This window comes from Saccharopolyspora rectivirgula DSM 43747 (assembly GCF_000497205.1).
In the GTDB taxonomy this organism is placed as follows: domain Bacteria; phylum Actinomycetota; class Actinomycetes; order Mycobacteriales; family Pseudonocardiaceae; genus Saccharopolyspora; species Saccharopolyspora rectivirgula.
In genome coordinates this window covers 1-24,446 of the sequence record NZ_AYJW01000012.1, presented here as the reverse complement: position 1 = coordinate 24,446, position 24,446 = coordinate 1, and the positions used below count along the sequence as shown (strand labels likewise).

The following is a 24,446-nucleotide window of genomic DNA, read 5'->3' as shown; positions in this document are numbered from 1 at the left end:
ATCTGAACCACCGACCCGCCGACCCGGAAGAGAACCCGTGGAGCTGGAACAAGCTGTTTTCCACCGCATCCGCCGCGTCATGCAGGAGCACACCGCCAACTGGCAGCAGCGCTTGCCGGAACTGACCAAGCCCCAGTACGCGGTGCTGTGGGCCGTGCACGAAAAACCCGGGATCGAACAGGCCCAACTGGGGCAACGGGCGGCCATCGACAAAGCCACTCTCGCCTCCCTGCTGCTGCGGATGGAGCAGCGCGGTCTCATCCGCCGCACAGTGGACGCCACCGACCGCCGCCGGCGGCTGCTGGAGCTAACCGAAGAAGGAAAGCGCACCCTGCGGCGCAGCATCCCCGTAGCCGATGCCGTGGACAGCCAGCTGCTCTCCCGGCTCACCCCGGAAGAACGCGGCGAGCTGCACCGGCTGCTGGGCAAACTAGCCTCCACAGCGGACGAACCCCCCGCGGTCAGCGCTGGGTAGCGCTGACTGGGACAGCTCGAACTGCTGCGCCGGGCTGAGCGCGAGCACCGGCCCTGGGCGCAGTCGGGTGCGCACCGGACAACCGCTTGGAAGAGCAGGACCATGAACAATTCCCCGGGGAAAGCCTCGATCGTCACCCCCATCACCGAGGACCTCGTGCGCGGAGCGCTCGAACTGGAGCGAACCGAGCGGGGGCTGCTGCCGCACCGGTTGCCCGCGCGTGCCCGCGCGCAGTGCTCCGACGGGCAGCTGGCCATGGCGGAGTCGCACACCTCCGGGGTTCGGCTGGCCTTCCGCACCCGGGCGAGCGTCGTGGAGCTGGACGTGCTTTCCACCAAAACGGTGTACCGGGGTGCCCAGCCGCTGCCCGGCAGCGCCTACGACCTGCTGGTCGACGGTCGTCTCGCCGCCCAAGCCACGGCGACCGGCGGCAACGTCCTGACCATCGACATGGCCGCCGGAACCGCTGTCACCGAACCCGGGCCGATCGCCACCGTGCGGTTCGACGAGCTGCCGGCCGAGACGAAGGACGTGGAGATCTGGTTGCCGTACCGGGAGAGCACCGAACTGGTCGAGTTGCGCACCGACGCCCCGGTCGAGCCCCTCCCGGACCGGGGGAGCAGGGTGTGGCTGCACCACGGCAGCTCGATCAGCCACGGCTCCAACGCCGAGAGCTCCACCACCACCTGGCCGGCGCTGGCCGCTGCCGCCGGCGGCGTGGAACTGATCAACCTCGGCTTGGGCGGTAGCGCGCTGCTCGACCCGTTCACCGCTCGCGCGCTGCGCGACACCCCGGCGGACTTGATCAGCGTCAAGATCGGGATCAACCTGGTCAACGCCGACCTGATGCGAGTGCGCGCCTTCGGGCCGGCGGTGCACGGTTTCCTCGACACGATCCGGGAAGGGCACCCCACCGCACCACTGCTGGTGATCTCACCGATCCTGTGCCCGATCCACGAGGACACCCCCGGCCCCGGCGAACCGGTGTTCGAGGACGGGAAGGTGCGGTTCCGCGCCACCGGGGACCCCGCGGAGCGCGCGGCGGGAAAGCTGACGCTCAACGTCATCCGGGAGGAGCTGTCCCGCATCACCGCGGCGCGGGCGGCCGACGACCCCAATCTGCACTACCTCGACGGTCGTGAGCTCTACGGCGAAGCCGATTTCGCCGAACTGCCGCTGCCCGACGCGCTCCACCCCGGCCCTGCCGCGCATCGCCGCATTGCCGAGCGCTTCGCCGAATTCGCCTTCGGCCCGAGGGGGCCGTTCGCCGGTTGAGACCCCCGCGGAAGCAGGGGAGTCAGCAGTGCGCGGCGGTTGTTCTGCGCCTCCTCCGGGAGTTCGTTCGGCACCGGCTGGGGGCCGAGCTCCCGGAGGCGGGGTGCGCATGTCCAGTTCGCGTCCCCGCGCCACCGGATCGAAGCGGTGCGAATCCGCGGTCGGCGGAAAGCGCGGCCGCTGCTGCCGTGGTCGCGTTCTTGGGCGCAGCGATCGCGCACGAACGGTGTTCACCATTTCGGATGTTCGTAGTACCGCGGGTTCGCAATCGTCGTTAATCTCCCTCCGCGGCGTCATTGATCAAATGGGGGAGAAACAATTGTGCTGAAGAGTTTTCGAATTCGTGCGCTCGCAATGGTCCTGGCGTTCAGTGCATTGTCGATGCTCGGTGCCGCCGGGCCAGCGATTGCTTCGACTCCACCGTTGTCGGCGAATTCGTCGATGCAGCGAACTCAGCCCGAGACGTACACCATTGAGGTCGCTGGTGTTCGCTACGGCACTGTTGGCACGAGGGCGATCTGGGCGGCCTGCGGGATGAACGACCCGGCGGGGAAGCTGGTTCGCGCTTTTCGGCGCAATGGTGCGCCCGGGGCAGGGGGAACCTCGAAATTGCTTTGCGGCACCGCGGGTTTCGGATATCGGCACATCAAGGCCCGCCACATGAGGGACTGGCAGAACCTGGCGGGGCTGGTCGGCAGTGACTGGCGGTCGTTCACCGACTTCGCCATCGAGCAGATCCTGAAGGCGCCCGAGCCGGGTTTTCCGTCCTACAACAAGAAGAACGACACCTGGACGTACCGCGCTCCGGTTCAGATCCGCGATTCCAATGGTAATGTCGTGGACACTTACCGCCCCGTTGTGTCGATAGCCAACGGGGACCAGAAGATCATCACGGCATTCCCCGCCCGCTGACGAGATGGATCGCCATGCACCTGGACCGCACCAACGACCAAGAGATCTTCGAGGAATTCCTGCGCAGACTCAGCGACGAGCAGGTGCGGACTTCCCGCGAGGGGTACGTCGAGCTGAGCTCGTGGGAGGACGTCGAGCTCGAGGTTCCGCTTCGACTCCAGGTGACTCCTCAATCGTTGGGGGAGCACTTGCGCGCGATGGAACGCGATGGGGAGCTGGCCTTCCCCGAGGCGCAGCCCATCATCGGCGCGCTCCAACTGTTCCTGGTGCACCTCGACGAGGCGATCAGAACGCGGAAACCAGGACAAACCGAGCTCGTACCGGACGCCACGGGCGTCAGTTCGGTGGCACCGAGCTAGCGCGCCGAACGAGTGGCTGCCGAAGCGCTGTGGGCCCCGGGTGCGGAGGAACTACCGCCCGGGGCCGACTTCTGCTCTGAGCAGCGGCGCTGATCGTTGGAACCGACCGCGACCTGCCGTCCGCGCTGGCGGAACCGAAGCCACCGTGCAACTGCCGCACCGGGAACCCGGCCGATCGCTGTCCACTTCGGAATCGGCAGCAGGGGAGGTGCGGACATCCCGCTTCCTCGTCCGAGGCAGGGTTCACGCCGGCTGGCGGCTCCATTCGAGGACCTGGTCGCAGGTCTCGATCAACCGCTGGCGCAGCGCGGTTGCTTCTTCCGCGAAAGCGCGTTGCTGGCGCACGTAGTCCGCGCGTCCCTCGGGAGTTTCGATCGGCACCGGCTCGTAGCCGAGCTCGCGCAGGTCGTAAGGGCTGGCTCGCATGTCCAGTTCGCGCACCCGCACCGCCAGGTCGAAGCAATCGGCGATCAACTCGGCCGGCACGAAGGGCTCCATTTTGTAAGCCCACTCGAACAACCCTCAGGGGCTTTTCGGTCGAAGAAGAGACGGCAATGTCCAGAAATCCAGCCGCCCCACCTGGCTTGTAGTCAGTGCGCGGAAGGTATGGAAGATGATGGTTGATACTTACGACTTCCGCGAGGACGAGCTTTGGCTCCTCGCAGATTACTGCTACGAGCTGACTATCATGCCAGCTGTACCAAGCACTGGAGGGCTGAGATGTTCGTACGGGCTTCGCACGGAGGCATCCAAGCCAACCCTTGTTTTTCAGAGCTTCGAATGCACGGGCAAACAGCTATCCAGCTGTGGAATGCGCTAGCTCTACCGGAGCTGGACGAAGATGGGGCTCAGCTGATCTGTCAGCGTCCAGGCCAACGCCCGCAAGGTGGCTAACGCTCGATGGGGCGGCCGGAAGCGTGCCACGGCCTAAGCAAGACAGAGTTCGACACCAACGCCGGCAAGCTGTTGAGCTTCGGCGGCTAACGATGCTGGCGAAGGGCATGTACTACCGGATTTACAACCACCCAGCGGAGCTTTCCGCCTACTCGTTCTGCGAGCTGGCTGGGAAGGACTTCAGTGATTATGTCTCTGGCGGATCCGTCAAAGTTGCTCGGATGTACTACGAGGCTCTGCACTGACCTACGAGCTGCGCCAACGGCGGCAAGAGGAGCATTAAACGCAGACCCAGCCCCTGCATCCCGGGGTGTACCGATGGTTAGCTGCCCACTCCGCCAAGTTTAGTCGGATACAGGTGCCGCACCCTCGGCGTGTGGTTCGGCACGATGCGCCTTCGATGCGGATACCGCACCGGGTATCGTTCGGGTTCTGGGGGTTCTCCTCGTGGACGACCCCGATGCGGTCAGTCCATGTCTCTGCGTGCTCCGTAGTTGTCGCCAAAACACCTGAAGAGGTGGGCATCTCAGTAGCCTCACAACACTAGTTGTCTAGCTGTGTCATGTCAGGTAGGCGGACTAGGAAAAGGCAATAACCCCCTCCGAGATGATTGAGGAGGGGGTTATGGTTGGCTCCTGCTGGAGTACTACATGCGTTTACCGCATTTAACGCATACCCAAATCCCATCTCGATCAGGTTGAAAAACGTGATCGCAAGCCATGATGCAGCCCCTTCCCAGGTGCTATATCAGTTCGATCTTTTAGGTCGACTTTGTCGGGATTTTGGAATGCCCATTCGTGTGTCTTTTTGACGAAGAACTCATCGTCATCCCATTTATCTGAGTTCACTGGGATGCAGGCGATCCACGTCTCTTCGTCGGAGTAAGGGTTGTCTCCCGGGCGATCCTGGATTGTGTAGTTCTTAGGCTGAGCTCTTGCGATGAATGCTTGGCCTTCGCAGACATAGCCGGGCTTGACTGCAATGAAATTATCTCCTCGTATCCATCGAAAAGTAACTCCAAAGTTGTAGTAACGACTAATCGGGCTGTAATACCGACCATTTGGGCGTGATGACATGGCGCGATTCAATCTAGGCCAATTGGCTTTGTCGATGCCCTTATCCGCCAAATTCGACCAAAGGCGAATAGCCCACCGTTCGTCGATGGTTAGGTGCGGCGAAAAGGGGTTTGGCTACCAGACGTTTATCCCAGTGGGCGTACCGAAGGTGCCAACTCATGCAATCCATGCCCATCTGACCGGAGTCGGCAAGGACTCGACCGCATGAGGGACCCCCGTACGGGCACACTAGCCAGACCTGGCCATCTATAACGATCTCCTCTAGGTCGAGGGGCTCATCCGTGGATATGACGCTCACATAGATAGACTCGCCCGTGATCGATGTTTAGGGGAGTAGTTAGCTGTCTACGGGGGTCTACAGATGAGGTCAGCTTCTTCGGGCTCAGGTACAGAGCTGGGAAAAGCACTACGAGTAGCCCGTGAAGCTGCCGGGGTGAGTCTGTCTCGCATGGCCGAGCTGACCCACTACTCAAAAGCCACCCTTGGCCACATCGAGACAGGCCGGAGAAGTGTCTCTGCTGACCATGTAGCGGCCTATGAAGAAGCCCTTGGGGTACGTATTAATCTACACAGCCGCATTGACTTCGCGGACGTCGAACTTCTTCGGCGCGCCGCAGACCTCATCACTTCAGTAGGACTTCGTCACGGCGGTGTTCAGTCCGCTGGAATGGCTGCAGCCCAATGAAATGGGCCGAAGGACTCCTCAATCAGACAATGTCGGATAACGTGCGAGTGGCGTTGTCTGCTCAGGCCGCACGGGTGGCTGATCGATTGGCCTGGTCTATCGGGGATGTCGGGCGAACTGCCCGGGCAGGGAAGTTGTATAAGACCGCGCTGGAGCTTGCGGAAGCGGACTTGATAACCCGGGGCGTGGTCGCAATCGATTTGGCGGCTTATTACGCGAACATCGGTGAGCCTCAAAAATCCCTGGAGCTGCTTGACTCATTGAAGAAACTTCCGGCTGTGCTTTTGTTCTCAGCCAACTCATCCAAGGCATACGCGTATGCGCTGATGGGGGATTGGAACCAAACCATCCGGCATATCGGGCTAGCCGACGAGGCCCACGCTGATGTCGATCCTGAGACCGTGCCGGACACGCACCGGCCGTACCTATCTGGTCATGCCGCGCACCCGCACAGGGATGCCGGGAAAGCGCTACATGCCTTGGCTCTGGCCGGACACTCCAAAGCCGTACCGATGGCGGTGGACCGCCTTGAACATGCCATGACCTTGTTCGGACCGGACCGAGCTAGGGCAGTGGGCAGGTGCCAGCAGCGTCTAGCCGCTCTAGCAGGCTAAATGCTTACAAGAAGCTTCTACTTGGTTAGATCCATGTTCGCGTGGAGGCAGCCCGGCTGTTCCAACCTGATCTGGTCCGACCGCGTGGGCTGGACCGCGTTGAGCGGTCGGGCCGGCGGGGTGAAGAAGCGGAAGGCGTCGTAGTGCGAACAGCGCAGCGGCATCGATTCGACGACCTCATCGGTGCCGCGCCGGCCGAGTCGCAGCGGCCAGCCGGAATGGCGGATCTCCTCCTGCTCCGCCCGGTACACCATCGCCCACTCGTGCAAACCGAAGCAGTTGAGGCGCGGCTTGCGGGACGCGGTCGCCGTCAGCAGACCGCGGACGAATTCGACGGTGTCGCGGCGTTTGGAGGTCAAAGCGGCGGGATCCAGGGCGACGCCGTGGCTCGTCCGCTTGAACCCGCGGCGGTCGAGGAACTCCTGCCCACCGGCCAGGACCACGCCAACACCGGGCTGCCAGCGCTCCAGCCGGGACGGGCGGAACGAGTAGTACGTCCACATGAAGTCCATCACCGGGTGTTTCTCCCCGCGGAGCTGCCGCTCCCGGTGGGGGATGGTCCAGCGCTCCACGCGCCGGCGGTGGGCTGCTTGGCGGGACCGCCATTCGGATTCGGACAGCACGTGCATCGCCAGTCAGGTTAGTCGACCGCGATTCCTGCTCTTGTCGCAGGTCAGAGACGGATGGGCAGCTGGTGGTCAGTCGTTGCGGGCCGGCATGTCCCGGCCTGCGGTGCGCGGGGCGAGCCCGGTCTCCTCGGTTTCTTCCAGGCTCCCGGCGTAGCGGGACAGCTCGAGCGCCAGGCGGGTGAGCCCTTCAGCCAATTCGCTCAGCTGTGCCGCGGTGACCTTCCGGTACGGCAGGTCGTGCGCGACGTCGTCTGCCAGCCACTGGCTCTGCCGGATGGCAGCGGCCAATCTCGCTTCCCGGGTGGACATGATCAGCCCCCTTGCGTGCAGCGGCGCGTTCGGGCCCTCGGCCTGGCCCGCGGATTCGCGTGCGACTCCTTCCACACCCGACTGGGCCGGCGCTACCGGCTGCGCAGGAATCCCTCAGAAGTTCCGCCCCGGCAGGCGACGACCGCCGAATCGGAGTGAGGACGCGGTGGGCTGCCCACCTGCTCCGGCAAGTGCGGGCAGCCCACCGCGTGCGATCACGCGATCAGCTTACGTGAGTGCCGTCGCGGACCTTGCCGACGTACTCCTCGACGAGGTCCTCCAGGGCGACGACCCCGGCCACTTCACCGCTGGGGGTGGTGGCCATCGCCAGGTGGCTCCCCGCCCGGCGCAGCGACGTCATCGCCTCGTCCAGCCGGTCGGTCACCGACACCGACGGCAGCGGGCGGATCCGTTCCGCCGGAACCGGAGTGGTGGGGTCGGTGCCGGCCTGGTCCAGCACGTCCTTGACGTGGAGATAGCCGAGCATCCTGCCTTCGGCTGAGCACACCGGGAACCGGGAGAACCCGGTGGTGGCCACCGCCCGCTCGACGTCGCCGACGTTCGGGTTGGCCGGCAGGGTCTTCAACTCCTCCAGCGGGATCAGCACGTCGCTGACGGTGTGCTGCGCGGACAGCAGAGCCTGCGCCAGGCGGCGGTGCTCGCTTTGCGCGAGCAGCCCCTCCCGGCGGGATTCGACGAGCAACTCCGCCAGCTCGGCAGAGGTGTACGCCGTTTCCAGCTCTTCCTTCGGCTCCACGCGCAGCAACCGCAGCACGCCGTTGGCCAGCATGTTGAACAGCGCGATCAGCGGGCGGGCCACCTTGACGAACCCGACCAGCGGAGGCACCAGCCACAGCGCCAGCCGCTCGGGGTCGGAGATCGCCAGGTTCTTCGGCACCATCTCGCCGATCATCACGTGCAGCACCACCACGACCGCCAAGGCGATCGCGAAAGCGGCCGAGTGCAGCACCGGTTCCGGAACCGGCAGCGGTGCCACCAGCCGCTGCAACTGGTGCGCCACAGCGGGCTCGCCCAACCGGCCGAGGCCGAGCGAGCAGAGGGTGATGCCCAACTGCGCGCTGGTGAGCATCAGCGAGCCCTCCTGGCTCGCCTTGATCACGATGCGCGCTCGACCGATGCCCTGCGCCAGCAGCGCTTCCAGGCGGTCCCGGCGGGAGGACAACAGCGAGAACTCCGCCCCGACGAACAGGGCGTTCAGCAAGAGCAAGGCGATGCCCAGGAAGATGGCCAGACCGTCGCTCATCACGCCACCTTCTCGCCGCCGGTGTAGGCCGGCTTGTGCGCCAGGCGGAGCTCAGCGATGCGGTGCCGGTCCATCCTGGTGACGGTCAACTGCCATTCCCCGACCGTGACCGAGGTCCCGACCTGCGGGATCTGGCCGAGCTGGGCGAGCACGAGCCCGGCCACCGTCTCGTAGTCCCCGTCCGGGAAGCCGAAACCGGTGGCTTCGGTGAGCTCGTCCGGGCGCAGCAGGCCGGACGCCAACCAGGTGTCCGGGTCCAGCCGCTGGATGGTCATGGCGTCCTGCCAGTCGTGCTCGTCCCGGACATCTCCGATGATCTCCTCGACGACGTCTTCCAGGGTCACGATGCCCGCGGTTCCGCCGTACTCGTCGACCACCACGGCCAGCTGCAGTCCTGACCCGCGCAGTTTCTCCAGCAGCGCGTCCCCGTCGAGGCTTTCCGGGACCGTTGGCACCGGGCGGGTGAGCGCGGTCACCGGGGTGGTGTGCCGCTGCTCGGCTGGCACCCCGAACGCGTGTTTGACGTGCACGACTCCTTGGATGTCGTCGAGGTCCCGGCCGTGCACCGGGAATCGGGACATGCCGGTGCGACTGGCCAGCTCGAGCAGGTCCGCCACCGTGTTCTGCGTGGACAGCGACTCCACGCGCACGCGCGGAGTCATCAGTTCCTCCGCCGTGCGGTGCTTGAAGCGCAGCGACCGGTTGAGCAGTTCCGCGGTCTGCGCGTCCAGCGTGCCGTGCTCGGCGCTGGAGCGCACGATCGAACCCAGCTCGTCCGCCGAGCGGGCCGACCGCAGTTCCTCCTGCGGTTCGATGCCCAGCTTGCGCACCATCCAGTTGGCGCTGTTGTTCATGGCCACGATCAGCCACCGGAAGATCCGGGAGAACCCCGAGTGGTAGCCCGCGATGGCCCGCGCGGTGGGCAGCGGTTTGGCGATCGCCAGGTTCTTCGGCACCATCTCGCCGAACACCATCGACAGGGCGGTGGCCAGCAGCAGGGCCAGCGTCAGCGCGATGGCTTGGGCTGCTGTCGCGGGCAACCCGACCAGGGTGAGCACTGGTTTGATCAGGTCGCCGATGAGCGGCTCGGCCACGTAACCGGTCACCAGGGTGGTCAAGGTGATGGCCACCTGGGCGCCGGAGAGCTGGAACGAGAGGGTGCGGTGAGCGTGCTGCACGGCTTTGGCCCGGCGGTCCCCGATTTCCCGGGCGTGCGCGTCGACGGTGCTGCGCTCCAGCGAAGTGAGGGAGAATTCAGCCGCGACCGCGAGTGCCGTGCCCAGAGTCAACAGCGCGACGAACAGCAGTCCGATGATTGCTAGCAGGACCTCCATCAGCGGTCACCCCGGCACGGGGAGGTCCTGTGCCTGGAAAAGCCGGGACTATGCTGCCCCGGCTTGGTACTGCCGTCGGGGGATTGTGCCTCTGGCACTGAAGTTTTCACTCCTCATTGGGCATTGCGTGAATTACAGGACGAGTATATGCGCGCACCGGGAACAGCCGAAGTGACAAAGTCATCACGGATTCGGCGGGATCGGTGCGGTCGAGCTGTTCTCGCGGGTCATCCTCGGTGCGCTGGCCGGGAAGCCGTTGCTGTGATGCTCGACTAGTCTCCTGTCGCTGACGTTCGGTGTTGTGCCGACCGCGGACGGGAGCGGTGCGAGCGGACGCCAGTTCTTCTGAACACTTTTCGGGTCCGCTGGTCACGGACAGTGGCACGGTGGAGGGGGAGGCGTGCCCGGCGGACGGTTTGCGGTTGCTCGATCCAGCTTCGCGGAATTACTTGGGGTTGTCCACTGGCCCGCTCGTCCGCTCAGTTCTGCCGTCGATGTCGGCCAGTGGATCGATCGTGGCGACAACCGGCCAGCGGAGAGGTCTGTACCAAAGGTAACAAGATAGCGAAAATGAGCTGACCCGAAAGTGTGAAATATGGACACGGGGCGTAATCTGCCGCTCGAAGTCTCGCGCGGCTACAGCCGCCTTTTCATTGAAATGCACGAGAGGACGTGATCGTGAGCACAAGCGCGGTTGCGGACGCGCCGCAGCGGGGGTTTTTCGGCCATCCGCGCGGACTGTCAACGCTCTTCTTCACCGAGATGTGGGAGCGGTTCTCCTACTACGGGATGCGCGCGATCCTGGGGTACTACCTGTACTTCTCGGTCGCCGAGGGTGGCCTGGGAATCCCGGAGTCCACCGCGCTGTCCCTGGTGGGGATCTACGGTGCCTCCGTCTACATGTCGGGCATCGTCGGGGGCTGGCTCGCCGACCGGATCATCGGTGCGCAGTGGTCGGTGTTCTGGGGCGGCTTCATCATCATGTTCGGCCACATCTGCCTGGCGCTGCCCGGCGGAATGGTCAGCGTGATCGGCGGGCTGGTGTTCCTGGTGATCGGCACCGGTCTGCTCAAGCCCAACATCTCGGGCATCGTGGGCGGGCTGTACGGCGAGCACGACACGCGCCGGGACGCCGGTTTCTCGATCTTCTACATGGGCATCAACATCGGCGGTCTGCTGGCGCCGCTGGTGTGCGGATGGCTCGGCGAAAAGGTCAGCTGGCACCTCGGCTTCGGCGCCGCGGCCGTCGGCATGGCGTTCGGCCTCATCCAATACCTCATCGGCCGCAAGAACCTCGGCTCCTCCGGGCTGAAGCCGGTCAACCCGCTGCCGGCGGAGAGGAAGTCCTGGGTGCTGGGTCGCGTCATCGCGCTCGCGGTGGTCTTCCTGGGTGTGCTGGCCGCGCTGGGCTTCCTCGGCGTCCTCGGCCTCGACGGGCTGGTGAACCTGATCAGCTTCATCTCCGCGGTGCTGCCGATCGTCTACTTCGCGGTGATGCTCAGCAGCAAGCAGATCACCAAGGTGGAGCGGGACCGGCTGCTGGCCTACATCCCGCTGTTCCTGGCGACCGCGCTGTTCTTCCTGCTGTTCGAGCAGCAGCCCAACACGCTGGCGAACCTGGCCGAGTCGGACACCGATCTGAACGTGTTCGGCTACGAGATCCCGGCCTCGTGGTTCCAGTCCATCAACCCGCTGGCCATCATCATCATGGCACCGCTGTTCGCGACCCTGTGGATCAAGCTGGGGGAGCGGCAGCCGTCCACCCCGCGGAAGTTCGTCGGCGGTCTGCTGTTCGTCGGCATCGCGTTCCTGTGGGTCGTGCTGTCCAAGACCGTGGCCGGCGGCGACAACCACCTGCCGCTCATGCTGGCCCTGGTGTTCGTGCTGATGACCGTGGGTGAGCTGATGCTCTCGCCGGTCGGCCTGTCGGTGACCACCAAGCTGGCCCCCAAGGTGTTCGCCTCCCAGACGCTGGGCCTCTACTTCCTGGCCCCGGCCATGGGGCAGGGCCTGGGCGCCCAGTTGGTCAAGCTGTACTCGGTGGAGAACCAGCAGATCTACTTCGGTCTCGTCGGCCTGGCCACGATCGGGTGTGCGGTGCTGCTGCTGATCGCTTCCCGCAGCATCAAGCGCTACATGCACGGAGTGCTCTGACCGTCCTCGCAGCGGTGCGGCCGGCTCGCCCTCCGGGGCGGCCGGCCGCACTCGTTCGTCCACCTAGGCGGCCGGGCAGCCCAGCGCGTCCATGATCTTCGGCAGGTCGTCCTCCGTGGTGCGCCAATTGCTCACCGCCGCCCGCAGCGCGGGAACCCCCTGGTGGACGGTGGGGCTGAGGAAGGTCTGACCGGACCGGGCGATCGCGTTGGCCAGTGCATCGATCTTCTCCGCGGTGGGCTGTTCGGCCAGGGTGAAGCACACCGTGTTCAACCGCACCGGGGCCAGCAGCCGCAGGTGCGGAGCGGCGGATATCCGGTTGCCGAGCTCCTGCGCCAGAGCCGCGTCCCGCTCGACGATCTCCCGGTGGCCCTGCCTGCCGTAGGCGGTGAGGGTGAACCACGCCGGCAACGCCCGCAGCCGGCGCGAGCTCTCCGGGGTCAGGTGCACGAAATCCGGGTCCGGCCCGGGGAGCCCCAGGTACGTCGCGTAGTTCTGGAAGATCCGGACCTGCAGGTCCGGTCGCCGGCTGAACTGCACGCCGCTGTCGTAGGGCACGTTGAGCCATTTGTGCAGGTCGATGCAGATCGAGTCGGCCTGGTCCAGGCCGGCGACGAGATCGGCGTACCGCGGGGAGAGCGCCGCGAACCCCCCGAAGGCCGCGTCGACGTGCAGCCAGAACCGGTGGCGCTGCCGCAGCTCGGCGAGCGCCCGCAAGTCGTCGAAGTCGACGGTGTTCACGGTGCCGGCGTTGGCGACCACGATGGCCGGGCGCCCGTCGAGCGCTTCCAGCTCAGCGGCGAGCTGGTCGACGTCGACGGCTTCCCGGCCCGGCAGGGAGGGGATGCGGCGGACGCTGTTGCGGCCGATGCCGAGCATGGACAGCGCCTTGAAGGTGCTGGAGTGCGGGCTGCTCGACAGCACCGGGATGTCCCCGACCGCTGCCAAGCCGTCGTCCGCGATCGAAACCCCCAGCTGTTCGCCGACCCACTCCCGTCCGATGGCCAGGCCCACGAAGTTGGACATCGTCGCACCGGTGACGAAGGCCCCGGAGTGCTCGGCGGACAGCCCGAACAGTTCCCGCAGCCAGCCGACCGTCTCCCGCTCCAGGTCGGTGGCGCACGAGTCGCTGCTGGACACCACGTTCTGGTCGAACACGCCGGTCAGCCAGTCGCCGACCACCGCCGCCGGGGTGGCGCCGCCGGTGACGAACCCCAGGTAGCGGCTACCGGCGCTGCCGGAGAACCCGGTGGCCCACCTGCGCTGGAAGTGCTCCAGCGCCGCTGCCGACCCGATGCCCTCCTCCGGGAGCGGTTCGGCGTCCTTGGGGGCCGGAGGGACCGCTGCTGGTCGGGACGGCAAGTCCGCCAGCACTGAAACGGCGTAGTTGCGGGCTTGTTCGAGCAGCTCGGGCAGGCGCTTGAGATCGCGGGAAAGCAGCGGATGCACGACACCTCCAGTACGCAGAGTGCGACCTGCCGCCGGCCAGCGCGGCCGCTGCGGCACGCGGTTCGTAGAGCACAAGTCTGCGCCACACGGGGCGGGAAGATCACCGGCTTCGGTGACGCCGGACGCTCTCCTCGACGAGATCCAGCACCTGGCTGAGGTTCTCCCTGGGCAACCCCATCGCCAGGTGGGACACCAGCCCCTCGAGCACCAGCTCCAAGTAGGCGGTCAGCACGTCAACGCTGATGTCGTCGCGGAGGTTCCCGGAGGCGTGCTGCCACTGCAGTCGGGCGCGAGTGGCTTCGGTGAGCTGTTCGGAGCGCTGGGCCCAGCGGGCGCGGAAGTCCTCGTCGGTGCGCAGTCGGCGGGAGACCTCCAACCGGGTGCCGAGCCAGTCGGCTTCCGGGGTGTGCGTGTCATCCGAATCGGACTGGTCGAGCAGGTTCCGCATCACCTGCACCAAGCCCTGCTCGGCGACCACGTCGGCCATTCTCTTGGCGTCGTCCTCGGCCAGTGCGAGGAACAGCGATTCCTTGTCCTTGAAGTGGTGGAAGATGGCGCCGCGGGACAAACCGGTGGCTTCTTCCAAGCGACGTACCGTCGCACCTTCGTATCCGAAGCGCGCAAAACACTTCCGGGAGCCGTCGAGGATCTGACGGCGCCGGGCTTCGAGGTGGTCCTGGCTGACCCGAGGCATGCACTGATCGTTGCAGGGCCATTCCTCCAATGCAATCCGTACGTACGTATTGTTGCTGTGATGCGGGTGAATCCCGCGGCCCGGTGTTGGCGGTGCGCTGATCCGCCACGGGCGGCTGCAACGCATGCGATCGGTTGGTTGTGCCGGTAGCGTCGGTAATCGTCCGATTACTGGCGGTGATCAGCATGTCCGTGTCGTTAAGCCCGACTGCCACAGAGCTCTCCGGCCCGCGGATACGCACCCGAGCCGAAGCCGAGGCGTACGTGGCGTCCGTGTGCTTCAAGCACGGCCCGCCGACGTTGCTGGGCGTTGAACTGGAATGGACCGTGCACCCGGTCCACGACCCCGCTGCTCCGTTCGAACTGGTCGACCTCATCACCGCACTCGAACCGCACGCGCCGCAATCCCTCGTTCCTGACAGCACCCACCAGCCGCTGCCCAACGGTTCGGTGCTCACCGTCGAACCCGGCGGACAGGTGGAGATCTCCAGTCTGCCCACCAGCTCGATGGCTTCCCTGTTCAACTCGGTCACCGCCGACGCGGACTACCTGCAGCGGCGACTCGCGGAACGCGGCCTCGCCATGGGAACCGAAGGCACGGACCCCTGGCGGCCGCCGCGGCGGATCCTGCAGGTCCCGCGCTACACGGCGATGGAAACCGCCTTCGACCGCATCGGCATCGGCGGTCGACTGATGATGTGCAGCACCGCTGGCGTGCAAGTCTGCCTGGACATGGGGGAGCGGCACCGGGTGGCGGCCCGCTGGGCCGCACTGCACTCGCTGGGGCCGGTCATGCTGGCGGTGTTCGCCAACTCGCCACGGCTCTTCGGCAAGCGCACCGGGTGGTCGTCGACCCGGACGCAATGCCTGCTCCGCACCGACCCGGTGCGCACCCACCCCGCCCCCGTCACCCCGGACCCGGCCGGCAGCTGGGCCAGACGGGCGCTGGACACCCCGGTGGTGTGCATGCGGCGGGAAGGGCCGGATTGGAGCGTGCCCAACGGGATCACCTTCGCCGAGTGGATCAACGGCGCGCTGCCCAGACCTCCCACCCTGTCCGACCTCGACTACCACCTGAGCACCCTGTTCCCGCCCGTCCGCCCCCGCGGCTACTTCGAGGTCCGCTACCTCGACACCCAGCCGGGCCAGGACTGGATGCTGCCGGCCGCGGCGGTGATCGCGTTGTTCCACGACGAAGCGGTGGTGGACGAAGTGCTGGAGCGCACCTCCCCGGCAGCGGGCCGCTGGGTGCACGCCGCCAAGCACGGACTGGCCGACACCACCCTGGCCCGCACCGCCGAATCCGTCTTCGAACTGGCCTGCCAACAACTGTCCAACTGCGGCTGCCCACCGGAACTCGCCGGCCGGCTGGCCGACTTCGTCGACCGTCGGCTGCGCGATGCCGCGCTGATCGCGGACAGAACCGGAGTCGATCATGCCTGACCTGGACGAAATGACCACCGAAGAGCTGCGCTCCCACGTCGCTGCGGAACTGACCCGCACCCGGCAGCGCAGCGCCCTGCTCACCGAAGCGGTCGACGAGCACGACCTGGTCCGGCAGCACTCCCCGCTGATGTCGCCGCTGGTGTGGGACCTGGCGCACATCGGCAGCCAGGAGGAGATCTGGCTGGTGCGGGACGTCGGTGGGGTCGAACCGCTCCGCCCGGACATCGACGACCTCTACGACGCCTTCCAGCACCCGCGGGCAGAACGCCCGCAACTGCCGCTCCTGGGGCCGGCCGAGGCGCGCGACTACGTCGGTGAAGTCCGCGACAAGGCCTTGGACGTCCTCCAGCGGAATCCGCTGCGGGGCCGCCGGTTGGTGGAAAGCGCGTTCGCCTTCGGCATGATCGCCCAGCACGAGCAGCAGCACGACGAGACCATGCTGGCCACGCACCAGCTGCGCACCGGACCACCGGTGCTCGCCGCGGAACCCCCGCCGGCCGCGACGGACACCGCAGCCCTGCCGGAAGAAGTGCTGGTCCCCGCCGGGCCGTTCACCATGGGCACCTCCACCGAACCGTGGGCGCTGGACAACGAGCGCCCGGCGCACGAGGTGTTCGTGGACAGCTTCTTCATCGACACCACGCCGGTGACCAACGGGCAGTACCAGCAGTTCATCGAGGACGGCGGCTACCAGCAGGAGCGCTGGTGGAGCGCAGCGGGCTGGGCCTACCGGCAGCACGCGAACCTGTCCGCGCCCCGGTTCTGGCGGCGCGACGGGGACAGCTGGATCCGCCGGCGATTCGGCTACTTCGAGCCGGTGCCGCCGGAGGAACCCGTGGTGCACGTCAGCTACTACGAGGCCGAGGCCTACGCCGCGTGGGCCGGCAAACGCCTGCCCACCGAGCAGGAGTGGGAGAAGGCGGCCCGGTTCGACCCCCGCACCGGGCGCTCCCGGCGGTATCCGTGGGGAGACGCAGATCCCGGGCCGCAGCACGCCAACCTCGGACAGCGGCACCTGCAACCGGCCCCCGCAGGCGCCTATCCGGCCGGGGCCGCCCCGTGCGGGGCGCGGCAGCTGATCGGTGACGTGTGGGAGTGGACCTCTTCCGACTTCCTGCCCTACCCGGGGTTCACCGCGTTCCCGTACCGGGAGTACTCGGAGGTCTTCTTCGGCAGCGACTACAAAGTGCTGCGCGGAGGCTCGTTCGGCACCGACCCGCTGGCGTGCCGGGGCACCTTCCGGAACTGGGACTTCCCCATCCGCCGGCAGATATTCGCCGGATTCCGCCTGGCCCGCACCCCGCGCCGGGGAGAGGTCGGCTGATGTGCCGGCACGTGGGGTACCTCGGTCCTGCGACCACCCTCTCCGGGCTGCTGCTGGAACCGGAGCACTCGCTGCTGGAGCAGTCCTGGGCCCCCGCGGACATGCGCGGGGGCGGGAAGATCAACGCCGACGGGTTCGGCGTCGGCTGGTACGACACCCCGGAAGCTCCAGCGGTGTACCGCAACGACAGGCCGATCTGGACGGACGAGGCCTTCCGGGAAGTCGCCCGGATCGTCCGCAGCACCGCGGTGGTCGGCGCAGTGCGCTCGGCCACCGTCGGCATGCCCCTGAGCCCGGCGGCGTGCGCACCGTTCCGCAGCGGGAAATGGCTGTTCAGCCACAACGGGAAGGTCATCGGCTGGCCGAATTCGTTGAGCAGCATCGCTTCCCGGCTGGACCCGGCCGCCCTGATGACCCTGCCGGCGCCGACCGATTCGGCGGTGCTGTGGGCGTTGTTGCACCAGCTCCTGGAACAGGGCGTGGAACCGGGAAAAGCGATCCGCTCCCTGCTCGTCGAGGTCGAGCAGTGCGCCCCGGGGTCGCGGTTGAACTTCCTGCTGACCGACGGCGACCAGCTGTTCGCCACGACCTGGACCCACGCGCTGTGGGTGCGGCGCACCCGGAGTTCGGTGACCGTCGCTTCCGAACCGTTCGGCCCGGCCGTGGAGTGGCAGCGAGTGCCGGACCGGCAGCTGCTGACCGCGGTGCCCGGACGAGTGACCATGACGCCGATTCCCGGAACGGAGAGCTATGACTGATCCGAGTCTCCTCGTGCGGTTCACCGAACAGGACGCAGCGCACCAGCTGCGGGCCGACGTGCGCGCCGGGCTCACCAGCGACCCGAAGTGGCTGTCGCCGAAGTGGTTCTACGACGCCACCGGCAGCGAGCTCTTCGAGCGCATCACTCGACTGCCGGAGTACTACCAAACCCGTGCCGAGCAGCAGATCCTGCAGCAGCACGCGATGGACATCGCCGAGCTGACCAAAGCGGCTGCCCTCTGCGAGCTGGGGGCCGGCTCGGCCGAGAAGACCCGGCTCCTGCTCAACGCCCTCACCGGAGCTGGAACCCTGCGGCAGTACACCCCGTTGGACGTTTCCCGGGAAGCGCTGCAGAACACGGTCGCAGCCATCGCGGCGGACTACCCGGAGGTGGAGGTCACCGGGATCGTGGACGACTTCACCCGGGGACTGGCAGAACTGCGCATCGCCTCACCCGGGGTGCTCACCTTCCTCGGCGGCACCATAGGGAACCTGCTGCCCGCGGAACGGGCCGCGTTCTTCGCCGCAGCGCACGCGGCGCTGGCCGCGGGGGAATGGTTGCTGCTGGGAGCGGACCTGGTCAAGGCCACGGACCGGTTGGTGAGCGCCTACGACGACGCACGCGGGGTGACGGCCGAGTTCAACCGCAACGTCCTGCACGTGCTCAACCGGGAACTGGCGGCGGATTTCGCGCCGGAGGACTTCGCCCACGTGGCGGTCTGGAACACCGAGCAGCAGTGGATGGAAATGCGGCTCCGGGCGCTGCGCCCGATGCGGGTCCGGTTGTCCGCGTTGGACATGACGGTGGACTTCGCCGAAGGCGAGGAACTCCGCACGGAAGTGTCCGCCAAATTCACCCAGCAGCAGGTGCACGAGGAGCTCACCGCGGCCGGCTTCAGCCTGCAGTGCTGGTGGACCGACGAGGCCGGCGACTTCGCCCTGGCGCTGGCGACCGCATGACCGTGGACCCGCTGCGCGCTGTCGCGAGACGACTCGCCACCACCGGCTTGGGGAAGCTGCTGGTGCCGCTGGACCGCGCCCTCCAGCAGCGCACCGCCGGGCGAGTCGGTTTGCTGCGGTTGATCGGGATGCGTTCGCTGCTGCTGACCACCACCGGGCGGAAGACCGGGCAGCCCCGCACGGTGCCACTGCTGTACGTCGCCGACGGCAGCGATTTCGTGGTCGCCGGTTCCAACTGGGGCGGCGGCAGCCACCCCGGTTGGTCGGCGAACCTGCTGGCCCACCCGCACGCCCAGGTGTGCGTGGACGGTCGGCGGATACCGGTGCGCGCCGAACTGGCGACCGGGCAGCAGCGGCAGCGGTTGTGGCAGCTGCTGGTGCGCGAGTGGCCGACCTATCGCGACTACCAGCGGAGCGCCGGGGAGCGGCAGATCCGCGTCTTCCGGTTGGTGCCGCAATCGAGGTGATCTCGCGCCGGAGCTCACTCCCGTTCCGGGAAGACCCCGTTGGTTTCCCAGATGAGCAGCGCCACGTGCAGCGACACCAGCGACTCCGGGCTGTCCAGGCGCACCCCGAGCAGCTGCTCGATGCGGGCCAACTGGGCGTAGTAGGCGGTTCGGGACAGGTGGGCGGCTGCCGCTGCGGCCGACTTGTTCCCGCCGTGTCGGCAGTACAGCCGCAGCGCGGTCAGCAACCGCCCGTGCTCGCGCAGCGGTTCCAGCTCCCGGTCGGCGAAGGCGAGCAGCCGCTCGTCGCCGCGCAGCAGGTGCAGCAGGCCGCGCAGGCGGACGTCGGACAGCTGGTGCAGTTCGCGCGAACCGTCCCCGATCTGGTCCGCGGCTTCGGCTACCTGGGCGGCTTCGGCGAGGGTCTGCCGGGCTGCGGTGGCCGGCCGAACCGGGGCGCCGGCGGCGACCACCAGCGGCGGGAAGGCCTGCTCCACCGCCGAATTCCGGACCTCAGCGGCCAGTTTGCGCAGCACGGGCGTGGCGGACTCCTCGTCCGGCAGCGCCACCAGGGCCTGCACCGTCATGTCGTCGACCGCGCTGACCAGCACCGCCAGACCGGCCCTGCGGGCGGCCAGCGCGAGCGAGTCGGCCAGGTCCCGCAGCAACTGCTGGGTCTCCAGGACCGGTGCGCAGGCCTGCGCGGTCCGCGGGCGCACGGCCATGCCCGCCAGCGGGCGGTCCACCGGGATGCCGAGCCCGGTCAACCTGGCGGACAGGTCGTCCGGTTCCACCGAGCCCTCCAGGACCCCGGTCAGCAGGGCGCGGTGGGCCTGCCGCTCCAGGCTCTCCCGCTCCCGGTCCATCAGGCGGTTCACCGCGAGCACCGAAGCCGCGCGTTCGGCGACCGCGATGTACCGGTTCGGTGGTGGGCCGCCGCACAGCACCACCAGTCGTCCCCAGTCGTCACCCCGAGCACCGACCACGGTGGTCAGCCAGCCCGGTTCGGGGTGGTAGCAGGTGCGCCCGCGCTGCACCGCGGCCCGGGAGCGCTCCACCCAACCGGACAGCAGCGCCACCGGATCCCTCCCGGCGGCGGCATAGGCCAGCACCTGGTGGGCCAGCGTCTCCAGCACCACTGGTCGGTCGGTGAGGCGAGCTGCTTCGGCCAGCACCTCCGCCGGTTCGGCCCCCGACATGGTCAGTGCGGTGAACACTTCGTGCACGGCCTGCGTGGCGCGCAGTTCGGCGAGCTGGGCGTCCCGGATGCGGGCGATCACGGCTTCGGTGACCGAGACGAACTTCGTCTCCTCGCCCAGGGTTATCAACGGCATGCCGTGCTGGTGCGCGGCGTCCACCAAGGCCTGCGGCAACCGGTCCTGCCACCGGCGGACCAGTTCCACGACCAGCCCGGAGCAGCCGGCCGCGGCCAGCTCGGCCAGGTAGTGGCCCAACCCCTCGGCGTCCTCCGGGAGGGCGATACCGGTGGTCAAGACCAGTTCCCCGCCGCTCAACAGCGGTGCTATGTCGGCTATTTCCGCGACGTGCACCCAGCGAACCCGGTTGTCCAGGCCGGATCCCCCGGCCACCACTCGGGGTTTGCCGCAGCGCAACTCCGGCAGCTCGAGGATCTCGGCCACGGTCGGCAGCGCCAGCTCATCCGGAGGTGTCAAGCCCACCACCAACCTTCCCGGACACGCGATCACGAACGGGTGGACACACCGTATTGCTCCGCGGCGGAGAACAAAACAGCTTGTCGGTGGTGCCAGGTTGTTCCCCGGGACGACACTGAGCCGAAAGCGGACCGAGTGGGAGACGTGATGAGCGACAACGACCTGCTTGCCCGGCACCGGGCGGTGATGCCCGACTGGCTGTCCCTCTACTACGAGCAGCCCATCGAAATCGTCAGCGGTAGCGGCCGGCACGTGACCGATGCCGACGGGAACACGTACCTGGACTTCTTCGCCGGAATCCTGACCAACGCCATCGGCTACGACATCCCCGAGATCAGCGATGCCATCCGGAAGCAGGTCGACACCGGCATCCTGCACACCTCGACGCTGTACCTGATCCGCAACCAGGTCGAACTCGCCGAGCGCATCGCCAGCCTGTCCGGGATGAAGAACCCGAAGGTGTTCTTCACCAATTCCGGCACCGAGGCGAACGAGACAGCTCTGCTGCTGGCCACCCAGCACCGGCGGAGCAACCAGATCCTGGCGCTGCGCAACTCCTACCACGGGCGTTCCTTCGCCGCGATGGGGGTGACCGGCAATCGCGGGTGGTCGGCGAGCTCGCTGTCCCCGGTGAAGGTCAGCTACGTGCACGGCGGTTACCGCTACCGCAGCCCGTTCCGCGACTTCTCCGACGCCGACTACATCGCGGCGTGCACCGACGACCTCCGGCAGGTGATCGAGACGACCACGTCCGGTGACGTGGCGTGCATGATCGTCGAACCGATCCAGGGGGTCGGTGGCTTCGCCACTCCGCCGGACGGCCTGTTCGCCGCGTTCGCGGAAGTCCTCGACGAGTACGGGATCCCCCTCATCTCCGACGAGGTGCAGACCGGTTGGGGACGCACGGGAGAGCACTTCTGGGGCATCCAGGCGCACGGGGTGACCCCGGCGGCGATGACCTTCGCCAAGGGGCTCGCCAACGGGATGGCGATCGGGGGAGTCGTGGCCGAAGCCGAGCTGATGGATTCGCTGACCGCGAATTCCATCTCCACCTTCGGCGGCAACCCGGTGGCCACCGCCAGCGCGCGGGCCACCCTGGACTACTTGCTCGACCACGACCTGCAGAGCAACGCGGCCAAGCTCGGCACCCGACTGCTGGACGGCCTGCGCGGGCACGCCCAGCAGTGCCAGCTGATGGGCGATGTCCGCGGAAAAGGACTGATGATCGGTGTCGAACTGGTCGAGCCGGGCACCGACCGCCCTGCTGCGGCGGCTGCCGGGCGCGTGCTGGAGCTGTCCAAGAGCCGCGGTCTGCTCATCGGCAAGGGCGGGCTGTACGGCAACGTGCTGCGCCTGGCCCCGCCGATGACGCTGACCGAGCAGGAAGCCTCCGAAGCGCTGCAGATCCTCACCGACTCGCTGTCGGTGGCGCAGCAGGAGTTGTACAGCCGCGCTGATCACCCGAACGGATGATCGGCGCGCCGGGACGTCCGTGCGACCGCCGGTGATGGCGCTGCACGGTTGACGAAGCCGTTCGGCTCGGATGTGGCGCCGGGTCCGCGGTGCGGTGACGAAGCACCGCGGGATCGGCGCCGCACCCGCCCGGCTGGGCGGGAACTTCGCGCGCTGCTGGCCGGTGCGCCGGTGCAGCCGCGGTGGGTCGGCTGGCGGTGCGCGGTCTACATCAGACAGTCCGAGTCCTTTTTGTTCTCCTCTGTCCCCGTTGTGCTCGTCCCCATTCCGCCTGTTGGGAGCACCGGGTTGATTTCGCCGATCCGATCACGGTGACCCCCGGTGATCTTCTAGGCTTCCAGGCATGCCCGGACTCAGCCCGAAATCGATCCTGGCGGGACGGAGCTCGAACCGCACCCCGGTCTTGCTGATCGTCGGAATGGTGCTTTCCGGCATCTGCTTGCTGCTGGCGCTGGCCCTGTACCTGTTCGAAGGCGGGCCGATCAACGTGGTGGTGGCGTCGCTGCTGGCGCTGCCCACGGCGATCGTGCTGGTGGCGTTGATCCTGCTCATCGACCGGTTGGAGCCCGAACCACGCGGGAACTTGATCCTGGCCTTCAGCTGGGGTGCCGGAGTGGCGATATTCGTCGCCCTGCTGCTCAACACCACGACGCACGTGCTGTTGATCCCGGCCGTGGGCGAGGAGTCGGCGGAGGCGATCACGTCCTCGGTGGTCGCCCCCCTGGTGGAGGAGAGCGGCAAGGGGCTGCTGCTGCTGTACCTGCTGCTGAACCGCCCCCAGGAGTTCGACGGGCCGACCGACGGGATCGTCTACGCCGCGTTGTCCGGGCTCGGCTTCGCCCTGGTGGAGAACGTCTCCTACTACATGCAGGGGATCTACAACGGGAGCGTCTGGTTCGTGGTGATCCTCCGGGGGGTCATCGCCCCGCTCGGCCACCCGCTCTATACGGCCATGACCGGGCTGGGCGTCGCCTACGCGGCGACGCACCGGGGCGCGGGCCGCGTCATCGCCCCCGTGCTCGGCTGGTGCGGGGCCGTTTTCCTGCACGGGCTGTGGAACGGCAGTCTCACGATCGCCGGATTCGTCGGCGGCTTGCTCGCCTACGGGATCCAGTTCCTGGTGATCGTCGCGGTCGTCGTGGTGCTGGTCCGGGACCGCAAGCGGATCGTCGGCCTGATCCAGACCTACCTGCCGGCCTACATCCCCAGCGGTCTGGTGCACCAGAACGACATCCAGATGCTGGGCACGATGTCCGGCCGTCGGCAGGCCCGCCGCTGGGCGCGCGGCCAGGCCGGCTTGCCCGGGGTGCGGGCCATGAGCGACTACCAGCTGGCCGCCACCGAATTGGCCCTGCTGCACGCGCACGCGGCTCGCCGCACCGTTTCCCCGCAGCAGTTCCACGAACGCCAGCAGGCGATCCTCGGGCTGATGCGGGTCGCTCGGGACACCTTCTTCCGCAGGGCCCCGCAACCGGTGGCGCCCCCGTGGGCGCGGCACGAGCAGTCCGGTTTCTTCACCTTGCCGGCCCAGCTGCAGCAGTTGCCCACGCTCCCGCAGAGCGGGCCGCAGCAGGCGCCGCAGCAGCCGGCGCGCCCTCCGCAGCAGCAGCCGATGCCGCAGCAACCACCGCGTCAGCAGTTCCCGGGAGCGGCTCCACCACCCGGGCAGCAGCCCCCGCAGCGGGGGCCGCAATGGCCGCGCTGAACTACATCGTGCGCAGCCGGGGCCACAGCACCTGCCAGGATTGCTCGCGGTCCCGGTAGAGCGTCACCGGCACTCCTTGCGGGATGTTGACCAGCTCGGACTCCACCGTGCCGAGCTGCTCCGCACTGCGGAAGCACTCCGCCAACGGGCCCGGTTCGCCGACGTGCAAGACGTTGACCGCCGATTCCGGAGGAGACCCGAAGAACCAGTAGCCGCGGTGCGGGCTGTAGACGCGAGGCAGACCGGCCGGCCTGCCGTACACGTCGAGCGGGCCGGCCAGGTCGTAGCGACTGGCCACGACCACGGTCTTGCTGCGCGTCTCCGGCGGGAGCTGCTGGTACGCCTCCACCACCGCGTCCCGCAACTGCGGCCACCCGGTTTCGTACAGCCGCGGGAAGCTGGGGAAGTTCGGGTGCTGGGCGAGGAACGACAGCGGGTAGATCGGCAGCAAGGCCACCGGGACCACCGCGGAGAGCAGGTGGGGGTGGACCTTCCGGAAGACCGCGGGGACCATGCCGTCGCGCCCCATGGCGAACAG

At 67.4% G+C, this 24,446-nt stretch carries 20 protein-coding genes and 3 pseudogenes; 14 read left to right on the top strand and 9 right to left on the bottom strand.

What is annotated here, in order from left to right; translation table 11 throughout:
• Positions 1-37: 37 nt before the first annotated feature.
• The 4 genes from SREC43747_RS0105455 to SREC43747_RS0105440 all read left to right on the top strand — a co-directional run bounded on the left by SREC43747_RS0105455 (position 38) and on the right by SREC43747_RS0105440 (position 3,021).
• The gene (locus SREC43747_RS0105455) at positions 38-475 is read left to right on the top strand and encodes a MarR family winged helix-turn-helix transcriptional regulator (protein WP_029720144.1); all 438 of its coding nucleotides are present in this window, start codon (positions 38-40) and stop codon (positions 473-475) included.
• A gap of 102 nt (positions 476-577) precedes the next feature.
• A complete protein-coding gene (locus SREC43747_RS0105450; protein WP_029720143.1) occupies positions 578-1,750 on the top strand; it encodes a GDSL-type esterase/lipase family protein in 1,173 nt (390 codons plus the stop codon).
• Between the two features lie 321 nt (positions 1,751-2,071).
• A complete protein-coding gene (locus SREC43747_RS20935; RefSeq protein ID WP_152528323.1) occupies positions 2,072-2,662 on the top strand; it encodes a hypothetical protein in 591 nt (196 codons plus the stop codon).
• A gap of 14 nt (positions 2,663-2,676) precedes the next feature.
• A complete protein-coding gene (locus SREC43747_RS0105440; RefSeq protein ID WP_029720141.1) occupies positions 2,677-3,021 on the top strand; it encodes a hypothetical protein in 345 nt (114 codons plus the stop codon).
• A 243-nt stretch (positions 3,022-3,264) separates the two neighbouring features.
• Here the strand turns inward: SREC43747_RS0105440 and SREC43747_RS0105435 are convergent.
• A pseudogene (locus SREC43747_RS0105435) lies at positions 3,265-3,540 on the bottom strand (3-methyladenine DNA glycosylase); the annotation flags it as partial.
• 1,812 nt (positions 3,541-5,352) lie between these two features.
• On the opposite strand from SREC43747_RS0105435, the gene SREC43747_RS20505 reads away from it, so the two are divergent.
• Both SREC43747_RS20505 and SREC43747_RS20930 read left to right on the top strand, forming a co-directional pair.
• Positions 5,353-5,676 carry a helix-turn-helix domain-containing protein gene (locus SREC43747_RS20505; RefSeq protein WP_081722433.1) on the top strand — a complete coding sequence of 108 codons (324 nt, stop codon included), beginning with the start codon at positions 5,353-5,355 and terminating at the stop codon, positions 5,674-5,676.
• Between the two features lie 29 nt (positions 5,677-5,705).
• The gene (locus tag SREC43747_RS20930; RefSeq protein WP_160173034.1) at positions 5,706-6,290 is read left to right on the top strand and encodes a tetratricopeptide repeat protein; all 585 of its coding nucleotides are present in this window, start codon (positions 5,706-5,708) and stop codon (positions 6,288-6,290) included.
• Positions 6,291-6,310: 20 nt separating this feature from the next.
• Here the strand turns inward: SREC43747_RS20930 and SREC43747_RS0105420 are convergent.
• The 4 genes and pseudogenes from SREC43747_RS0105420 to SREC43747_RS0105405 all read right to left on the bottom strand — a co-directional run.
• Positions 6,311-6,919, bottom strand: a pseudogene (locus SREC43747_RS0105420) (3-methyladenine DNA glycosylase); the annotation flags it as partial.
• Between the two features lie 69 nt (positions 6,920-6,988).
• Complete coding sequence (locus SREC43747_RS0105415; RefSeq protein WP_029720137.1) at positions 6,989-7,303, bottom strand: hypothetical protein; 315 nt, start codon at positions 7,301-7,303, stop codon at positions 6,989-6,991.
• Between the two features lie 148 nt (positions 7,304-7,451).
• Entirely contained in the window at positions 7,452-8,492 is a 1,041-nt protein-coding gene (locus SREC43747_RS0105410) for a hemolysin family protein (protein ID WP_029720136.1), read from the bottom strand.
• Positions 8,492-9,826 (bottom strand): hemolysin family protein, encoded by a 1,335-nt coding sequence (locus SREC43747_RS0105405; protein ID WP_029720135.1) that lies wholly within the window; start codon positions 9,824-9,826, stop codon positions 8,492-8,494. Before SREC43747_RS0105405 ends, SREC43747_RS0105410 begins: the two co-directional genes overlap by 1 nt.
• 678 nt (positions 9,827-10,504) lie before the next feature.
• On the opposite strand from SREC43747_RS0105405, the gene SREC43747_RS0105400 reads away from it, so the two are divergent.
• The gene (locus tag SREC43747_RS0105400; RefSeq protein ID WP_306413767.1) at positions 10,505-11,980 is read left to right on the top strand and encodes a peptide MFS transporter; all 1,476 of its coding nucleotides are present in this window, start codon (positions 10,505-10,507) and stop codon (positions 11,978-11,980) included.
• A gap of 63 nt (positions 11,981-12,043) precedes the next feature.
• Here the strand turns inward: SREC43747_RS0105400 and SREC43747_RS0105395 are convergent, their stop codons facing one another.
• Positions 12,044-13,429, bottom strand: a complete 1,386-nt coding sequence (locus tag SREC43747_RS0105395) for a pyridoxal phosphate-dependent decarboxylase family protein (RefSeq protein WP_029720133.1) — start codon at positions 13,427-13,429, stop codon at positions 12,044-12,046.
• A 100-nt stretch (positions 13,430-13,529) separates the two neighbouring features.
• Positions 13,530-14,123 carry a TetR/AcrR family transcriptional regulator gene (locus SREC43747_RS0105390; RefSeq protein ID WP_029720132.1) on the bottom strand — a complete coding sequence of 198 codons (594 nt, stop codon included), beginning with the start codon at positions 14,121-14,123 and terminating at the stop codon, positions 13,530-13,532.
• A 185-nt stretch (positions 14,124-14,308) separates the two neighbouring features.
• On the opposite strand from SREC43747_RS0105390, the gene egtA reads away from it, so the two are divergent.
• The 5 genes from egtA to SREC43747_RS0105365 are packed head-to-tail and all read left to right on the top strand — an operon-like array spanning position 14,309 to position 19,078.
• A complete protein-coding gene (gene egtA, locus SREC43747_RS0105385) occupies positions 14,309-15,565 on the top strand; it encodes an ergothioneine biosynthesis glutamate--cysteine ligase EgtA (RefSeq protein WP_051387730.1) in 1,257 nt (418 codons plus the stop codon).
• Positions 15,558-16,892: an ergothioneine biosynthesis protein EgtB gene (gene egtB, locus SREC43747_RS0105380; RefSeq protein ID WP_029720130.1), complete on the top strand. Its 1,335-nt coding sequence runs from the start codon at positions 15,558-15,560 to the stop codon at positions 16,890-16,892. The genes egtA and egtB overlap by 8 nt, the downstream gene beginning before the upstream one ends.
• Positions 16,892-17,650 carry an ergothioneine biosynthesis protein EgtC gene (gene egtC, locus SREC43747_RS0105375; RefSeq protein ID WP_037331403.1) on the top strand — a complete coding sequence of 253 codons (759 nt, stop codon included), beginning with the start codon at positions 16,892-16,894 and terminating at the stop codon, positions 17,648-17,650. Before egtB ends, egtC begins: the two co-directional genes overlap by 1 nt.
• The gene (gene egtD, locus SREC43747_RS0105370; RefSeq protein ID WP_029720128.1) at positions 17,643-18,611 is read left to right on the top strand and encodes an L-histidine N(alpha)-methyltransferase; all 969 of its coding nucleotides are present in this window, start codon (positions 17,643-17,645) and stop codon (positions 18,609-18,611) included. Before egtC ends, egtD begins: the two co-directional genes overlap by 8 nt.
• Entirely contained in the window at positions 18,608-19,078 is a 471-nt protein-coding gene (locus SREC43747_RS0105365; protein WP_029720127.1) for a nitroreductase/quinone reductase family protein, read from the top strand. Before egtD ends, SREC43747_RS0105365 begins: the two co-directional genes overlap by 4 nt.
• A 14-nt stretch (positions 19,079-19,092) precedes the next feature.
• Here SREC43747_RS0105365 and SREC43747_RS0105360 read toward each other — a convergent pair whose 3' ends face one another.
• Entirely contained in the window at positions 19,093-20,730 is a 1,638-nt protein-coding gene (locus SREC43747_RS0105360) for a PucR family transcriptional regulator (RefSeq protein ID WP_081722436.1), read from the bottom strand.
• Between the two features lie 147 nt (positions 20,731-20,877).
• Here SREC43747_RS0105360 and SREC43747_RS0105355 point away from each other — a divergent pair, with 147 nt between their 5' ends.
• The gene (locus SREC43747_RS0105355) at positions 20,878-22,203 is read left to right on the top strand and encodes an aspartate aminotransferase family protein (protein WP_029720125.1); all 1,326 of its coding nucleotides are present in this window, start codon (positions 20,878-20,880) and stop codon (positions 22,201-22,203) included.
• Positions 22,204-22,546: 343 nt separating this feature from the next.
• A complete protein-coding gene (locus SREC43747_RS0105350; protein ID WP_029720124.1) occupies positions 22,547-23,908 on the top strand; it encodes a PrsW family intramembrane metalloprotease in 1,362 nt (453 codons plus the stop codon).
• Position 23,909: 1 nt separating this feature from the next.
• On the opposite strand, the pseudogene SREC43747_RS21260 reads toward SREC43747_RS0105350, so the two are convergent.
• Positions 23,910-24,446, bottom strand: a pseudogene (locus tag SREC43747_RS21260) (glycosyl transferase); the annotation flags it as partial.

What these genes read in the sequence shown, in the direction of transcription:
- egtD (WP_029720128.1), top strand. Translation starts at nt 17,643, where the DNA reads ATGACTGATCCGAGTCTCCTCGTGCGGTTCACCGAACAGGACGCAGCG.
- SREC43747_RS0105405 (WP_029720135.1), bottom strand. Translation starts at nt 9,826, where the DNA reads ATGGAGGTCCTGCTAGCAATCATCGGACTGCTGTTCGTCGCGCTGTTG.
- SREC43747_RS0105365 (WP_029720127.1), top strand. Translation starts at nt 18,608, where the DNA reads ATGACCGTGGACCCGCTGCGCGCTGTCGCGAGACGACTCGCCACCACC.
- SREC43747_RS0105440 (WP_029720141.1), top strand. Translation starts at nt 2,677, where the DNA reads ATGCACCTGGACCGCACCAACGACCAAGAGATCTTCGAGGAATTCCTG.
- SREC43747_RS20930 (WP_160173034.1), top strand. Translation starts at nt 5,706, where the DNA reads ATGTCGGATAACGTGCGAGTGGCGTTGTCTGCTCAGGCCGCACGGGTG.
- egtB (WP_029720130.1), top strand. Translation starts at nt 15,558, where the DNA reads ATGCCTGACCTGGACGAAATGACCACCGAAGAGCTGCGCTCCCACGTC.
- SREC43747_RS0105350 (WP_029720124.1), top strand. Translation starts at nt 22,547, where the DNA reads ATGCCCGGACTCAGCCCGAAATCGATCCTGGCGGGACGGAGCTCGAAC.
- SREC43747_RS0105355 (WP_029720125.1), top strand. Translation starts at nt 20,878, where the DNA reads ATGAGCGACAACGACCTGCTTGCCCGGCACCGGGCGGTGATGCCCGAC.
- SREC43747_RS0105410 (WP_029720136.1), bottom strand. Translation starts at nt 8,492, where the DNA reads ATGAGCGACGGTCTGGCCATCTTCCTGGGCATCGCCTTGCTCTTGCTG.
- egtC (WP_037331403.1), top strand. Translation starts at nt 16,892, where the DNA reads ATGTGCCGGCACGTGGGGTACCTCGGTCCTGCGACCACCCTCTCCGGG.
- SREC43747_RS0105390 (WP_029720132.1), bottom strand. Translation starts at nt 14,123, where the DNA reads ATGCCTCGGGTCAGCCAGGACCACCTCGAAGCCCGGCGCCGTCAGATC.
- SREC43747_RS0105450 (WP_029720143.1), top strand. Translation starts at nt 578, where the DNA reads ATGAACAATTCCCCGGGGAAAGCCTCGATCGTCACCCCCATCACCGAG.
- SREC43747_RS20505 (WP_081722433.1), top strand. Translation starts at nt 5,353, where the DNA reads ATGAGGTCAGCTTCTTCGGGCTCAGGTACAGAGCTGGGAAAAGCACTA.
- egtA (WP_051387730.1), top strand. Translation starts at nt 14,309, where the DNA reads ATGTCCGTGTCGTTAAGCCCGACTGCCACAGAGCTCTCCGGCCCGCGG.